Here is a 15,738-nt window from a genome sequence, read left to right as displayed (position 1 = left end):
GGTTAGTCAAAGGGGAAGTGAAGCAGATGGCAATAGGGTATTACCTGCTCGTTGGTGACAAAACCACCTGCGGCGGACAGATTATTACTGGTGATCACACCATGACATTTAACGGGCGGGCAACCGCACGTGAAGGGGATAAAGTTACCTGTGGTAAACATCCCGGTACTTACACAATTGTCGGCGGCATATCCGACATGTTTGATATGGGGCAACGATTAGCCGGCACACTGGACAGCGTGAGTACCTGCCCTTGTCGGGCCAGGTTTATTAACTCGGTTATGGACAGCTACGAGAAGCAGGAACAACCTCGTCAACAACCTGCTCATATGACAGCGCAAAACTTCTCGTCACCGGTGAAGGAAGCGACAACAGTTCAGCACACATCTCCACCGGTGACACAGGCACCGCCTCCACCGATCCCGGTATTTGCCAAATCCCGCCAGCGGGGCAAAGGCTGTACCGATGCCGGTACAGAAACAGAACCGGCAAATAATTTCGGTAGGATGGCGATATATCAGGTTCAATCATCACCCGCGCCAGTCACGGAACCAAAGCCTGAACAACCTCCGTAAGGCAAGAAACACCCACCAGAACCGGATAAGCCGCAGGATAAAAAGTTACCTTGGTATAAACGGTGGTTTAGCGACAGCAAAGATAAGGCCGAAGCCGCTGCGACTGCTGTAGCTGCAACGACTCGCAGCGCGGTGGCGGATGGCGAAACGCTAGTGATGCGTTACATTGGCGGTGGCACTAGCAGTGCCGGGCGCTGGCTGGCGGCGCCGAATCCATTGACAGTCGGACTAATGGGGCTGTTTTATTCATCGGGACTAAATGAAGGTGAGGAGGATTACTTAAACGAATATCATCTTAGTGAAATTGCCAGTCAGTATGGTAAAGCACCGACCCGTGTCCGTTTTCGCTGGATCAGAGATGAAGAAAGCGGCAGGATGACAGTTCAGGGGTATCACGTCAGCCCGGAAAGTGGTCTGGATAAGGTGCCGGTTCATATGATGAAACTGAATCCGGCCACCGGTAATTACGAGTTCTGGGAACCGGGAGAACACCGGCCAACGATTTTATGGACACCAAATGAGCAGGAATTCAAAGTTCCACCCCATACCGGGAATGAGGAACAGCCGTTTATTCCGTCGCAGATAACCGTATTGCCGATCCCGGATAAAGTCGGCAGCGATATTGAATCGTTGCCAATGCCGGAAGAGAAGGATTTTCGGGATTATATTCTGATACTCCCCATCCCGAATATGCCACCGGTGTATGTGTATTTGAGTAAAAATAAGGACACTCAGATTTGGACTAAAACAAAGAAATTACTACCTGTATCAAATGCATATAATCATTGGGAAAAACATAAGCATGAATTTCCTGAACTCAAAAACTCCAAAGAATATGTTGATGCTACTCATGACTTTGTTAATAATCCTCCTAATGGAACCTTGAGGAAAAAGAGAGCAAATGGTGATGAAATTTTTTATCATCCACTTTCGAACACATTTGCGTCAAAGAGCAAAGATGGTATTCCCAGGACAATGTTTAAACCGGAAAGAGGAATAGAATATTGGAACAGACAATGATGGGATATAACACTTGTCCATGTTGTGGTAAACGGACAATCGAGCGTTTAGGCGAATATGAAATATGTCCGATATGTAATTGGGAGGATGATCCTGTTCAATCAGCAGACCCACATTTTTCAGGAGGCGCTAATTCTATGAGTTTAGAAGATGCGAAAAAACTCTATCTCTCAAAGAAAGATTGATTTTGGAGTCAAATATTCTTTGTAGTATTTCATTGCTTTTCTTGTAAGTGATTAATATTTATATGAAATTACTATCAAATGAATTATTCGCATAACATTATCAATAAAAAATAGTGACTTATAAGGACTGAGTTCTGCGACCAGCAGAGCTCAGTTATAACTATAATAAACTCTGTAAGAATGAGAGAGTATGTAAGATGGAATTAAAAAAACGAACTAGAATAATATACCGGAAATAAGTATATAAAGCTGATTTCAAGAATAATATCTTGTGGTGAGATGCCAACTCCACTTTTTCATCAAATGGATAAAATTACTGTTAGAGAATTGATGGGAGAACCGGATTCTAGCAGTGGTCCGAAACGAATTCCGGTAATTGGCCTAATAGGTGGCTTTGATGCCTATATTCGTAAGCTGAATGATCAATATCCAAAGGCAGAAATTCGCTTTCTTTATCGGCCTGACCTCCGTGTACATGCAATCTTATTTGAGCCGTTGATGAATGGTGATTGATATTATGACAACCTTGACGTCCTTTTTCTTAATGATTCCACTGAACAGGTTGAATCTTTGACTTTTTTACTCACCTCAGAATTACGTTGGTAGTCAATAAAAGAGATGGTTTTTCTTGAAGAGCCAATTCATTAGTTAACAGATTGAAAAGTTCATAGATTATAAGACTGGGAAGAGTTAAACCCTGCTATCAAAAGGGGAAATATTAGACAATATTTGTGAGGCATATATAATGGGATTAAAATTAAGATTGGAGTGGTTTGATAAACAAACAGAATTAGGGGAAGGATGTGAATATTCCAAAGATTTTGAAGATGATGCTGATATTATGGTTAGTGGATTAGGCATATCAACAGAAAGTAATATCAATAACGGCGGCTTTGATGTGGAATCTAAATGGGTGAGTATTCTACAGACCTATTTCAGGCATCAAATTGATTTATCAGCTTATGACTATCAAATCTCTTTTGATTATCGCGATTTGTGGTAAACAGAGATTCAGCGGATAGTATGATAGCTATCAATACCTTTGCTCGTTTGGGCAATGAGCCTTCCATGACCTCCAAAGTTTCAATTGAGATAATAGCCTCATATTCACCGTAGCACTGAGACTGACACTACTCAACTATTAAATACGGGATATAAATATCGAGAAAGGGAATCCTTTAGTTGGTTCATCAATCCCCAAATACGGATACCCAATATTTCTCAGATAGAACATTCACGACACTGTAGTGTGCAAGGATTAATGTTAAATGTGTTAGGGCGACAGATAACTTATTGTCACAAAGAGAACAAAGTCACTGAATATTTCCTGCTTAGAAATGGATATGTTAGTAACAGCTTAACCAGAGCTCAGGTTATTTAAGCTAATTTCCATTTCGAAACTCATTACTACCACTCATTGAAATTATTTTCCAATTTGAATATTAGATTAAAATAATTTCAATAGTCCTTTTCACCGTTATCATTACAACAAACATTATCTCTAATATATTTCTCCATTTTATTTTCAGTAAATTTCATATTTCATAGGCTAGTACCTGATCCCCTTCATGAGATGCTCATATATATTAATTGAAAAATCTTATATAATCCTTTTATCACTCAAATTACTTGTCCTGATCTATAATTATCTTCATGAATATAATCTTAGATACTTTATCTCTGGCAGAATATCATGGCATTCTCGCAACTCACCAAGCACTAGCATATGCTTAATTCAATTTATCCCAAGTTAAACCTTTAATTCTTCTGGGGTTCCTTCTCTATATGGCACCAGCGTCGTCCTATCTTGCGAATCAACCGCACAATGATTATTACCGACAACAAGCATAACCAAATCGCTAGTTGCTTTAATCGCGTGATCTATTTGTCCATTCACAAAATAACAAACTCCAGGTTCTATTTTATGCTTTTCACCCGCATAAATAACATAACCCGTTCCTGAGAGGACAAATAAGATATGATGCCCTAAGTGAGTATGATTCTGCATCCCTTCATCTTTGCTGAAACGAATTAGATCAGCACCAAAGCCATCAAACGAAACTAATCCCTCGCCCGTTCCCATGCTGTTTACCATTTTATGACTTCTAGCCATTGTATCGACAACGAGATGTTCACCGTTCCAGTGACAAAATCTATTTTTAATAAATTCCATATTACTTTCCTTTTATCTCTATAAATAAGATTTTATTTTAAAGTAACTATCATCTCTCTTTATTAATTGAAATAACACTATCTCTTTATCAAATAAATAAATAAATAATATTTCCCAGTAAAATTTCAATCATCAAAAAATTATATCGATAAAGAAACTAACTGGTTATTAACAATATATCAAACAGAAATATGTAATTCCATAGTAGTATTTTACAAATATTCACTTTGTGATAACAATCACTGAAAAACGATTATTTTAAATATCTTTGTAGAAGATAACCTAAGTTTAAAATAATACCAACCAAAAATTAGGTTAATTACATTATTAAGCCAGGACAATAATGAAACTAATTAAATTAACCTTAACCCTCACTAAAAATAACTATTTTAAAGATGTATAAACGCAATTTCTTTATTTTAGTACAGCAACTAAAATATTCATTATAAAAATACCCTTTAACTGCTTGAGCATCGTTTTAATTAAATTAAATACTAATTTCTTAGCCAAATCCGCCGAGGCTCCTCTTTCAATGCAAATCGGAACATAAGACAAACAAAACAAACCCCACAACCTCTTTCGAGATTGTGGGGTTTCCACTATGTTCTCTGGTTTTTCTGTTCCGCTTCACTGCCTACTGTTTTGCAACCACAGTTTCATTGTGCGGTAACCAGTAATGCCGATGTTCAAAAGCATATTTGGGCAACCGAATACGCAACGGTTTCTGCCCGGAAGGCCAACAGGTACGCCAATCTACATCCTGACCTTGTAACCATAAGAATCGAGAGTCGTCCTCTGCCATATGAAGCCATTGATCTTCTTTAGTTGACGTAGACGAAGCAAAATCCCGTAGCTGCCTCAGCAGATCCTGTCGTGATGTGGCAACAAACAGTGCTCGATGGGGTAACGCTGCCCTGCCAAACTGTAATGTCCAGCTAACCGCTGGCAGCTCAATGTTTTCATCGTTCTCAATAAAATCCCCTAGCATAGCCACCATCTTTTGTAACGATGCCTGGCTATTAGCCGAGATGGGATAATAATACCCCTCCAAATTGGCTTTAATCTGTTGCGGCGCTTGCGTTGGCGCCTCCTCCAGAATGACGTGGGAATTGCTGCCACCCAATCCGAAAGAGCTGAGTCCAGCGAAACGCTTTTGCCCTGCCCCTACCCGCCAAGGATTTTCCTCTGTCGCCAGTTGTAAGCGCGAATCCACACTATCAATTTCAGGGTTCAAGCGCTGAAACGCGGCGCAAGGCACAATGGATTTATGCTGCAACATTAATAGAACTTTAACAATACCCGCTAACCCCGCAGCACCTTCTAAATGCCCAATGTTGGCTTTTACTGAGCCGATATAACAAGGTTGTAGCGTTTCTCTTGATTCATCGCGATTAAAGATCTCATTAAGCGCATTGAACTCTATGGGATCACCCAATGAGGTTCCTGTTCCATGTGCTTCAAGGTAACTGATTTGCTCCGCAGAGACGCCAGCCTGTTGCAAGCAATCCTTGACCAACGCAATTTGCTGTTCAGGGTTAGGTGAAGTCAGTGAATTAGCACGCCCGCCATGATTGACCGCCGATGCCCGAACGTATCCATAAATAGGATCTCGATCCTCTAATGCCTGTTTTTGCGTTTTCAAGAACAGACACACGGCCCCTTCACCACGGACAAAACCATTAGCATCTGCGTCAAAAACCCTGCAACAACCATCTTTAGATAACATTCCCGCTCGGTAATAAGCAGCCATGTTGAATGTGTTGCTCAATAGGTTAACACTGCCAACGATCGCCTGTTGGCACTCCCCAGAACGCAATGAATTCACCGCGAGTGTCAGTGCTGTCAATCCACTTGAACACGCAGTATCAATTTGTAAACTCGGACCAATAAAGTTGTAATAAAATGACAATCTGTTAGCCAGCAGGCAATTCAGTGTCCCTGGCGTTGCATAAGCATTTGCCATCGCCATATCGGCCGCAACCAGTTCACGGTAATCATTACTGCACGAACCAATAAAAACACCCGTCTTTGATCCTGAATAGCCAAGCGGATTAGCACCACTATCTTCGATCGCCTGCCAGGTCAGCTCCAACAGCATTCTCTGTTGCGGGTCCATCATGGCCGCGACTCGCGGAGAAATGCCAAAGAATGGCGCATCAAAACCATCAATACTCTCAAGCAACCCGGCTTTTAAGGCTTTTTTCGGCAATGGAATGACGTAAGGTTTTCCAGATGCAAACCGCTGCTCTGGAATCTCTTTTATTACACTGTGTCCGGCTCTTAAGATCTCCCACATTTGTTCCGGTGAATCTTCCGCCCCAGGAAGTCGGAAAGCCATGCCCACAATAGCAACAGGCATCTGTTTCGTATCACCCACACTACTTACCGAGGGGGTAATGGAACTTAAATGTTCCAACAAGGCGGATTTAGCTATCCGTTGTTCATCCGGGCTAAGCGAATGATATATGTGATGCAGATTATCCACGCTTTCCTCCTTCTATGAGGCGCTGTAACCTTAATGCTGCTTCGCCGTCAAGACCTCGCATCGCATTAATAAAGTCATCTAAGGAATGTTTATTCTCAGTCAGTTCAGTTTTGGCTGTGTCAAGATATTCAATCAATCGATGTGGCGAGCTATAACGCCAGAACAGCGTTGGCGATAATTTTCGACGAAAATGCACTGACATCCGCTCTGCAAGTTTGACTGCCTTGAGCGAATCAATACCTAAATCAGCCCAAGTGCGCTGCATCATTGATTCCGTGAAATCTTCATCCCAATTCAGGAAATCCGCCAGCAGCGTACGTAACTGCCCAGCAACCGATTTAACCGGTTTAGCTTCTATCTGATGCGCAATCGATCGTGATCCAGACAGAGTACGAACCTGAGCAATAATCTCGGTCAGAAACTCAGACGCCTCGACCCCATTAAGCAGATAGTGATTAAACGCCAGAACGAGGTTCATCTCTTTGTTGTGAGGAGCGCCAATGAACAATGTTGACTGGGAAGGCGGCACAATAACCGGTACGGCAAAGGTGGCGCCATCGTTGCCGGTATATGAGACCATCATAGGAACATCAACATCGACAGGCAGTTTTTCCGCATCTGGATCAAGTACGCTATTTAGATGCTGTCTGAACTCAAAAAAGTCCATTGTCTGTGTTTTCGGTACCTTTAATGAACTCAAATCGCCTTTTTCATCCAGAAAAGCAATACCCAGGTTGATATCCGTATAAGTGTGATAGCGCTCTTGATCAAGCGGTCTTGAACGCAACATTGGGAATTTTTTCAATGCCTGAGAAATCGCATAAGTGATGACCTGAAATGGCGTTATCCACTCTTGCTGCCCGGAAGTCTCCGTTAAATGATGAATGGCGTTATCAACAAGTTCAATCGATAAGGGTTTAGCTGCCCAGCACGGCTGTACGGCAGCACTATTCAGCCGTATTGCACGATTAAGACGCTGCTGATCTCTTGACAGAAAACCGACATTGCTATCTTCTGCATTGCTTTTTTCTGATGGCCTGGTTTCTTCTGATATCTTAGTTTCGCGGTGCTGTTGAAGGTAATCATCTATATGGCTTGGCAATAATGTGCCATATTTTTCCGCCAGTTGATTAAGAATGTGCGGCTCAATTTGGTGTTCTTGTGCGTATTGACGGGTTTTTGGCGGAATACGCGCAGGAGGAGCAGATACCTCAGGAACAGTCTCTACTTGCTCTACTTTTTCTACTTCCTTCACTTTCTCCGGCGGAGGCGTTAACTCTTCACTGACCGGGGAAGGCTCTGCCGCCTCACCGACGGCCCTAATGACTGCAATAGGCGCTCCAACAGGGATAATATCATTTTCCGCAGCCAACCATTTTTCCAAGATCCCTTCAACATCAGACTCAATGGTAAAGGCAGCCTTATCCGTCTCCATTTCATAAACAGGCTCATCACGCTTGACATGATCTCCCACCTGCTTAAGTAACTGGATGATGACGACTTCCGTGGTTCCTTCTCCCATCGGGGGAATAAACAACTGTGCCATAAGTTCTCCTTAGCTCATTACCGCATAGACGGAAGCTAAAATGTCATCCGTGCCGGGTAAAACAGCTTTCTCTAAACAAGGATTAAAAGGAATATGAATATCTTCACGCGTCACCAGGCGCGGAGGGGCCAGTAAAGAGAAGAAATTGTCATTCTCATCCAAAAGATCAGCAATAATAGATGCCCCAACACTGGCCGTCCGGGTATCCTCTTGCACAACGATAAGCCGCCCGGTTTTGCGCAAAGATTCCGCAATCCGTTGTTTATCCCAAGGTACCAGACTACGCAATTCAATCACTTCAATGTCAATATTGTCTTTTTCCGCTTGAAGAGCCGCCATCGTCGCAAGCTGAATAGTATTTCCCCAAGCAACCAGTGTAATATCCTTTCCTGCCCTGACGATATTTGCCTGCCCAAGCGACACAGGCGTCACCAACCGACGCTCATGGCGCTCTCTCATAAGGTGTTTAGGAATCAAGATCAGACTCGGCATGTCCAGACTTAACGCGGTACGGAACAATGCGACGGTATCAGCCGGTGTCGTTGGAACCATAACATTAATACCGGGAATATGCGCCAGGATACCGTCCGAGCTTTGGCTGTGCCATATACCGCCTCCTGGGAGATAAGCGCCATAAGGCGCATATATCACCACCGGACAGCGCCACTTCCCTACCGTTCTCCAACTTAAAGTGCCAAGCTGCGACTGTAACTGATTGAGACCTAATCCAACAAAGTCAATAAATTGCAGTTCGACAATCGGACGCCAACCACAGGCGGATAACCCAACCGATGAGCCAATAATCGTGGCTTCTGAAAGGGGAGCATTCATAACGCGATCAGGATAGCGAGTGGATAAGCCACGGGTGAAACCAAAAACACCCCCTTTAGGGTCTTCAATATCCTCACCAAATATCAGCACTTTCGGATTCTGGCTCAACGCCTCGTCCAAAACCTGATTCACCGCTTTAAACTGCGTTTCTTCGGCTTCCATCTCAACATGTACAACAGGAGCGCTTTCACGATTACACAAATAGGTACTGACACTTGCCGGATCAGGCTCTTCCTCGTGATAAACACGCTCAAATATTTCCGCGACATCAGCTTTAATGCGCTCTTTTTGTTCAGCCAGCGCTTGCTCAGTAATCGCCCCCTTTTCCTTCAAATAGGCGACATAATTTTCAATAGGGTCCTGTAGTGTTTCCAGTTCATCTTGGGTACGGTACAGTTTGTGAGAATCTGAGTTGGAATGAGAATCCAACCGATCCATACGACAAACCAATATGCAGGGAGTCCGCTCAAAGCGCGCCTTATTGAATACCTCTTGTGCGACAGGAAACAAAGTCTCCGGCTTACGAGCATCAACACGGCGAATCCAACACTCGTTAAATATTCCCAATCGATACGGAGCCATCTTCTCCGTCGAGGTACTAATACCCAATTTATTATCGGAAACCACAAAAACGACTGGCAAACGCCTTTCAACCGCAAAGCTGACCGCTTCATAAAATTCTCCCTGCCGGGTCGCCGCATCGCCGACACCACACACGACAAGCCCATTTTTATTGTCCAACGCGCTTGCCCAAGCAGCGCCAGCCGCAGGAATACATTGGGTTCCCGTCAGGCTGACTACCGAGAAGATATTATGCTCTTTGGAACAAAAATGATTCGACATGGTGCGGCCGGCTGAGTGAGAAGTACCCTTTCCCATCAGTTCCCTTGTCATTTCAGTAATAGACATACCACGCGCTAATACTAATGCCCGATCACGATAGTAAGGAACCAGCACATCATTCTTTTCCATAAGCTGCGGCAGTACTGCCAGCCCTTCATGTCCAGCAGCCGATACATGGAACCAAGCTCGGCCTTGTCGTGTGACTATCGCACTACGATTATCAAATTCCCGTGACAGCAGCATGTCATAAAGTAACTTTTGTTCATCCAGACAGTTATCCATTGAAGGGCTGTGTTCCTTAAGAGGTACTTCATTGATCTGTACGTCTATCACTCTCTTTTTCCTCACAAATAGTTAACGTGGTAGTTGTCGTTATTGCGCTTAATGCTTGATAAAAAAGCGAACACGGGGTAGTCCCGTTCATGATTACTTGAGAGACTATAGATCCCGATAAAAGAAGCGAACGTAGGGTTATTGCCTACACGAATTGCAAAAGATAGAGGTATACGGTCACAATTTTTAATTACGTTTATACCCGTCATCTTTCAAGTTGCCTCTTTGTTGGCTGCATTCACTCACCCCGGTCACATAGTTTGCTATGCTCCCGGGGATTCGCTCCCTTGCCGTCGCGATGCATCTTGAAATCCATAGGGTATATACACCTAACATGGGGGGAAAAATTATCTCCATAACCATAAATGGTTCCGGCTGTCATGGTATTCCCTAAATTTTTAGCATTGTCCTGAACATAATGTGACACCATTTAAAAAACTCCAACCGATGAACAACAGCCATTCGTTAAGAGCAGGGCCAACAAACATCGGCATTTCCATGATTACAATACAGTTAATACAATACAACTAATACAATTAAAAAACAGGCTCTTACCAGTTCTTTAAAACCCTGTCTTTAAATCCTGCAATGATAAGACATAGGAATAATTCATTACTTTGCTAAATTATTTTAGTGATCAGATTTTTTCGACAAGCTCTTCATTAGGTATTTTTATGTTTAACCAAGACATAGCCTCAATAATAACACGTATTATATCAATCGAACTTGAGACTTTATGTTCACATTAGAATTCATTATGTTTTGTGATGAATATCAATAATGACCTCCTCATATCAAACAATAGATAAAGCTGAATTGACGAAATCATCCAGCATCAATCCTGATATTTTATTAAAATTTAGCTTATTATCTCCTATGTTTTATCATAAAAAAAATTGTAGTAATGCGGGAATGATCACAAAAAGGGCACCAAAAAATTTAACTATATGATTATTATGAATTTATCATCCCAAACAGCGCTGATATTATAATGCAATTAGTAGGATATCAACATATAAAAATATATTTCATAACCCTTTGAATATATTATCAATCATTCAAATAATAAATTAAAAAAATGATAATAAAGAAATATCATTTTCACACTTTGTAAAATGATTAATTCATGCGATTATTTCCACTTCAAAAACTCTTTCTCATTTTTAAATAACAACGGCTTTGATAGTCCTCTTGTTTAACATAGATAAACAACTCCACCACTTTCACCATGCCAATCATTCCTGTCGATCTTGCAAGCTCAAACCAGAACACCCAGTGGTGAACATTCATCCCACCGTTACTTATCTTTCTACCGAATTTGCGTATTCGATCACAATAGCTTTATCCGGTAAGTAGACTTGATTGCGATCTGCCAACCAACTCAATTATCTTTTAATCTAGAAAACCAGCTTGATAATTTAACTACGATATAATAACCAATATCCCAAAAGGGTAGAGTACCATGAAAAATCTTCGCTATTTGATTGTCACACCAGGATTGATGTTTGCAACTTCTGCCCTTGCTTCACCTGCTAACAGCATCGAAGCACGTCTTGATGCACTCGAGCAGCGACTACAACAAGCAGAACAACGAGCCGCCCAAGCGGAAGCACGAGCTACAATCGCGGAGCAACGCGCACAGCGACTGGAACAGCACGCTATCGAGACCAAACAACAGGCTACTCAAGTAGCACAAAGTACCACTTCGCTGGAAAACAAAGCTTTATCAACCAGCAACTTGAAAATGAATGATTTTGGCGATCTAAAATTGTACGGCGATGTGGAATTCAACCTCGACGGCGCCAGCCGAACCGGTCAGCTTACCTCACTTAAAACCAACGGTAATAAAGACTGGAAACCTGGCGACAAAGAACGTTGGAATGTTAATGGCCGCATTTTGGTCGGGCTGGACGGTTACCGCCGCGATCAAAACAACAATTTTGCCGGCTTTCGAGTGCAACCGTTGGCAGACATGACCGGCAAAATGAATCTCGACGACGCCGCTTTCTTCTTCGGCAATGAGAAAAACTGGCAGGTAAAAATCGGGCGTTTCGAAGCTTACGATATGTTCCCACTCAACCAAGACACTTTTATTCAGTATTCTGGTAATACCGCCAACGATTTGTATGCCGATGGTTTCGGCTATATCTACATGATGAAAGAAGGACGTGGCCGCAGTAACAGCGGCGGCAACTTGATGTTGAGCAAATATGTCGGCAATTGGTATTTCGAACTCAATACTTTACTTGAAGATGGCACTTCGCTATTCCGAGATAGCACCTACCACGGCAATACATTGGAAAATAAAAAAAATGTCGCCTATTTGCGCCCGGTAGCAGCCTGGAAAAAAGATCAATTTAGTGCAGCCGTAGCAATGGAAAGTAATATCGTCAATAACGCCTATGGCTACCAGAATAACCAAGGGCAATGGGTCGATCAATCCAGACGCAATGGTTACGGCCTGACACTCAGTTGGAACGGTCTGGAAACTAATCCTGATGATGGCATTGTCGCTAACCTGAATACCGCCTATCTGGATGCCTCAGATGAACACAATTTCACGACCGGAATTAATGTGATGTGGCATCGTTTCGAACTGGGTTATATCTATGCCCACAACAATATCGAAACGTTCAATACCGACAATATGACCGCGCGTATTAATCATCCATTCAGCGAACCGGGTAAATACGATATAAATACCATCCATATGTCATATCAGATTCCTAGTATTATGAATATGAAGAACTTTAATCTCTATCTTGGCGCCTATGTCTCCATGCTGGAGGCGAATGATAACAACAAAATTGCCAACAGTAATAATGACCGACGCTACGGCGCACGCGCCAGATTTAAATATTTCTTCTGACTTAATGATTATTATAATGATCATCAAGAGCCAAGTTGTTAGTTTTATCTTTCCGAGTACCGTAAACATCTTGCGAAACGGGAGAAATAATCATGGCTACTTACAGAGAACTGTTGGCTAAAGAAAGTCCTGAAATGCAGGCACGAGTCGCGGAACAGGTTGAAGAAGCCAGTATCCAGATCGCCCTTAACCAACTGCGTGATGAGCTAAAAATTTCACAAACAGAATTAGCCGCCGTTATGGGAGTCAAACAGCCTTCCGTTGCTCGGATGGAACAAACTGACAATGATCCAAGGCTATCAACACTTAAGCGCTATGTGAAAGCATTGGGCGGTGAATTAAGCCTTGAGGTGACTCTTCCAACAGGTAAGCGCATAGCTTTCCACCTTTAAATAAGAAAGTCCGCAGAGCGGGCTTCAGATTATTGACAAAGTGCTGGTTTTTTATCCAGCACTTTAGTTTAATTAATCTCGGTTTCGTTTAAAAATAGCGATATCACAATCCCATAAATTCGAGCTCAGTTTTTTAGGTTGGAATGTATAAGCAATTAGTCCGGCGACAATTTCCAATAAAAAACCCAGAGAGATAACGCTTTTGCCTTCATATTACTACGGACATGAGTGATTAATGTTATTCCTTCTACTCTCAGCTCATCGCACAAGGCTTGTGACAAATCCTTATTTCCTTAGGTCAACTTAACCGCCAAAAGTTCACCACAATCAAAAGACACATCAATAATATATTACATTCTTCACCTTGATTATATATTTTAGCATTATATTTAATCTAAAAAAATAAAAGCAAATAACATAGAAACATATTTCCCATTAATTAACTTATTGAAAAATTAACAATTATATTATAAATACTTTTAAAACATATTAGTTGTCATTAAACACACAACGCTCAACCCATTACCCAAATTTTATTATCATTCCCCAATTATTTATATGGTTTGAAACTCTATTTTAATCTATGTTGAATACCAGCATTAAGACTAAGATCCGTAAAGCAGATAAATGGAAGGTAGAGTTTAATGAATATCGTATTGTTCCTATAAGAATAATTAGGAAAAGATCGTACCAATAAAAAATTAGTATTAAAAATTAAATCCACGTTTCCTTCCGAAGATAGCAAGAAGAGATTGATATTTGAAAAACTGGCAATCTATTTATATTCAAACAATATAAATGACAGAATTTTATTACTACCAACTAAACTAGCACTGGATAGTCCATTAATTTCTTGAGTTGATGATATACTAGATTTAAAATCAATTAAATTTAATATTCTAACACCTCTTTATATGTAAAATTTATTTGCCAAATAAAAAATAAAAACCCAAGTTGACATTGTATACTTTGCGATCTATTTTCTAATTAAATTTTAGTGAAAATATTTTTATTGTTGGGCTGTTTATGTGATTGGCGGAAGCTACAGTGAAGGCGTTTTACCCACGAAAAAAGGGTTAAAATAATGATGTTTAATAATGGGTTAGAATTTGCGAGTCATGAAATGATCAATTAAGAATTTAGATAAAAAAATTGACTTTACTAATCCTTATGCGCTGCTAGCTAGGGATGATAAAGGAAAGATGAATGTCAAAGTATTGTCGGAGGATGCTATTGTTTCACCCGGCAAGAAAGACAATACTATTGAGGTCATTAATTCACTCAAAAAACAGTTATTATAATTAGTAGGTTTGTCTAATGGCCTATTTATTTAAAATTATCTCTCTCATTTATCTAGCAATATTCTTCACTATCTGATTTGTCAGAAATTGATTAATTGATTTTGTAGATCGAAAAAAAGCATGGCAATGTTGTTTCACTTAACTATGCGGAACTTCGATATTCTTATTTATAGGTGTTTTTTCAAATCATAAAATATAACTAAATAATTTTTTGATGTAACTGGTTCTTCCTAAGATATCGTAATTAATTCAATACGATGTCATTTTAGTTCACCCTAATAAAGAGATATTACAATGGGCTGGAATATATTTACTAATGCACCAGATAGTTACCATCTTACCGCCGCACATATCCGCAATAGCTTGCACCAACAAGGTTTTGCTACTTTCAATGCTGCCGATCTTGACCTTTCTGACAGTGAAAAAATCGATCTTATCTCTCTCTGTGAATTATCGAAATCACTGCCGTTAGATCGATTTGGTGAAGGCGGTCGTCACCGCAGTTATTGTGAAGGAATATGGAGCTGGGAAACAGAAACTATTGATTGGAAAACAGGTTATCAGCAGCCGGATGGCAGCATAGAGATTGATTATCATCAGGGAAGTGAATATCAGCCTGAATTTGGTGGTGTGGTACGCAAATTCCTGCGCATGTCTGACGAGATACTTAATAAAGGACTACTTAATAAACTCATTTGGCACGATCTGAGTTTAACCGGCATGGCAGAACATTATTCTCGTTTGCTGTGTGGTGTACATCTGATCCGAATGCAAGCACTACCGGGTAAACCGGCAAAAATTACACCTAACTGTTTCCACCGTGACGGTCAACCGTTCACCGCTGTACATTTGATTGAACGTTGCAATGTCGAAGGCGGTGCAACACATATCGCGCCCCCTTATTATGCTAATTGCCAGCTTGAAGCAGTACCTGCTCACGAAATAACTCGCTTTCTCCTTAATGATCCCCTTGATAGCTACATCATCGATGATGCGGCGATTTGTCATTACATCAATCCCGTAATTTGCGATGAAAACGCCAGTGTTGGAGTCCGTACTATCATTCTGATTGATTTCAGCCCACTCGAACAGAGTGACAGGTGTCCCCAGTAGCGCTTTTGCTATGAAAGTGGCTGGCAATCAAGGGTGATAGTTTTTACGGCAATCACTAAGCTGCAAGAATCT

At 41.3% G+C, this 15,738-nt stretch carries 10 protein-coding genes and 3 pseudogenes; 8 read left to right on the top strand and 5 right to left on the bottom strand.

The features are described from left to right. Window positions 1–26: 26 nt before the first annotated feature. The 5 genes and pseudogenes from EAE93_RS01730 to EAE93_RS24270 form a co-directional block, all read left to right on the top strand. Window positions 27–1,595 (top strand): annotated as a pseudogene (locus EAE93_RS01730) (S-type pyocin domain-containing protein). Beyond that, the gene (locus tag EAE93_RS01725) at window positions 1,580–1,780 is read left to right on the top strand and encodes a CPCC family cysteine-rich protein (RefSeq protein WP_415186270.1); all 201 of its coding nucleotides are present in this window, start codon (window positions 1,580–1,582) and stop codon (window positions 1,778–1,780) included. Before EAE93_RS01730 ends, EAE93_RS01725 begins: the two are co-directional and overlap by 16 nt. A gap of 279 nt (window positions 1,781–2,059) precedes the next feature. Beyond that, window positions 2,060–2,293, top strand: coding sequence for a hypothetical protein (locus EAE93_RS01720; RefSeq protein ID WP_052740038.1), 234 nt, complete (start codon window positions 2,060–2,062; stop codon window positions 2,291–2,293). Window positions 2,294–2,525: 232 nt separating this feature from the next. Continuing rightward, complete coding sequence (locus tag EAE93_RS01715) at window positions 2,526–2,783, top strand: colicin E3-like toxin immunity protein (protein WP_040152392.1); 258 nt, start codon at window positions 2,526–2,528, stop codon at window positions 2,781–2,783. A gap of 186 nt (window positions 2,784–2,969) precedes the next feature. Further along, window positions 2,970–3,141: pseudogene (locus EAE93_RS24270) on the top strand (IS982 family transposase); the annotation flags it as partial. A 389-nt stretch (window positions 3,142–3,530) separates the two neighbouring features. Here EAE93_RS24270 and EAE93_RS01710 read toward each other — a convergent pair. From EAE93_RS01710 to EAE93_RS01695, 4 genes are all read right to left on the bottom strand, one after another. After that, complete coding sequence (locus tag EAE93_RS01710) at window positions 3,531–3,953, bottom strand: cupin domain-containing protein (protein WP_036775759.1); 423 nt, start codon at window positions 3,951–3,953, stop codon at window positions 3,531–3,533. A gap of 634 nt (window positions 3,954–4,587) precedes the next feature. Further along, window positions 4,588–6,438, bottom strand: coding sequence for a type I polyketide synthase (locus EAE93_RS01705; RefSeq protein ID WP_036807360.1), 1,851 nt, complete (start codon window positions 6,436–6,438; stop codon window positions 4,588–4,590). Beyond that, complete coding sequence (locus EAE93_RS01700; protein ID WP_214038941.1) at window positions 6,431–7,984, bottom strand: biotin/lipoyl-containing protein; 1,554 nt, start codon at window positions 7,982–7,984, stop codon at window positions 6,431–6,433. Before EAE93_RS01700 ends, EAE93_RS01705 begins: the two co-directional genes overlap by 8 nt. 9 nt (window positions 7,985–7,993) lie before the next feature. After that, on the bottom strand, window positions 7,994–9,991 hold the full coding sequence (locus EAE93_RS01695) for a dehydrogenase E1 component subunit alpha/beta (protein WP_214038940.1): 1,998 nt from the start codon (window positions 9,989–9,991) through the stop codon (window positions 7,994–7,996). Between the two features lie 1,462 nt (window positions 9,992–11,453). Between EAE93_RS01695 and EAE93_RS01690 the strand changes: the two genes are divergently transcribed. Beyond that, window positions 11,454–12,860, top strand: coding sequence for a carbohydrate porin (locus EAE93_RS01690; RefSeq protein WP_036807349.1), 1,407 nt, complete (start codon window positions 11,454–11,456; stop codon window positions 12,858–12,860). A 92-nt stretch (window positions 12,861–12,952) separates the two neighbouring features. Beyond that, entirely contained in the window at window positions 12,953–13,252 is a 300-nt protein-coding gene (locus EAE93_RS01685; protein WP_036807346.1) for a helix-turn-helix domain-containing protein, read from the top strand. Window positions 13,253–13,324: 72 nt separating this feature from the next. On the opposite strand, the pseudogene EAE93_RS25460 reads toward EAE93_RS01685, so the two are convergent. After that, window positions 13,325–13,581 (bottom strand): annotated as a pseudogene (locus EAE93_RS25460) (IS982 family transposase); the annotation flags it as partial. A gap of 1,266 nt (window positions 13,582–14,847) precedes the next feature. Here EAE93_RS25460 and EAE93_RS01680 point away from each other — a divergent pair. Continuing rightward, entirely contained in the window at window positions 14,848–15,666 is an 819-nt protein-coding gene (locus EAE93_RS01680; RefSeq protein ID WP_040152384.1) for a 2OG-Fe dioxygenase family protein, read from the top strand. Window positions 15,667–15,738 lie beyond the last annotated feature (72 nt).

Origin of the sequence: Photorhabdus akhurstii (assembly GCF_018448925.1) — a bacterium.
Classification (GTDB): domain Bacteria; phylum Pseudomonadota; class Gammaproteobacteria; order Enterobacterales; family Enterobacteriaceae; genus Photorhabdus; species Photorhabdus akhurstii.
Note: the sequence above shows the minus strand (reverse complement) of the source record. Positions and strands in the feature narration are given on the sequence as shown.

Excerpts from the sequence above, each read along its gene's own strand:
- EAE93_RS01720 (WP_052740038.1), top strand. The coding sequence starts at position 2,060 with ATGCCAACTCCACTTTTTCATCAAATGGATAAAATTACTGTTAGAGAA.
- EAE93_RS01715 (WP_040152392.1), top strand. The coding sequence starts at position 2,526 with ATGGGATTAAAATTAAGATTGGAGTGGTTTGATAAACAAACAGAATTA.
- EAE93_RS01710 (WP_036775759.1), bottom strand. The coding sequence starts at position 3,953 with ATGGAATTTATTAAAAATAGATTTTGTCACTGGAACGGTGAACATCTC.
- EAE93_RS01700 (WP_214038941.1), bottom strand. The coding sequence starts at position 7,984 with ATGGCACAGTTGTTTATTCCCCCGATGGGAGAAGGAACCACGGAAGTC.
- EAE93_RS01690 (WP_036807349.1), top strand. The coding sequence starts at position 11,454 with ATGAAAAATCTTCGCTATTTGATTGTCACACCAGGATTGATGTTTGCA.
- EAE93_RS01685 (WP_036807346.1), top strand. The coding sequence starts at position 12,953 with ATGGCTACTTACAGAGAACTGTTGGCTAAAGAAAGTCCTGAAATGCAG.
- EAE93_RS01680 (WP_040152384.1), top strand. The coding sequence starts at position 14,848 with ATGGGCTGGAATATATTTACTAATGCACCAGATAGTTACCATCTTACC.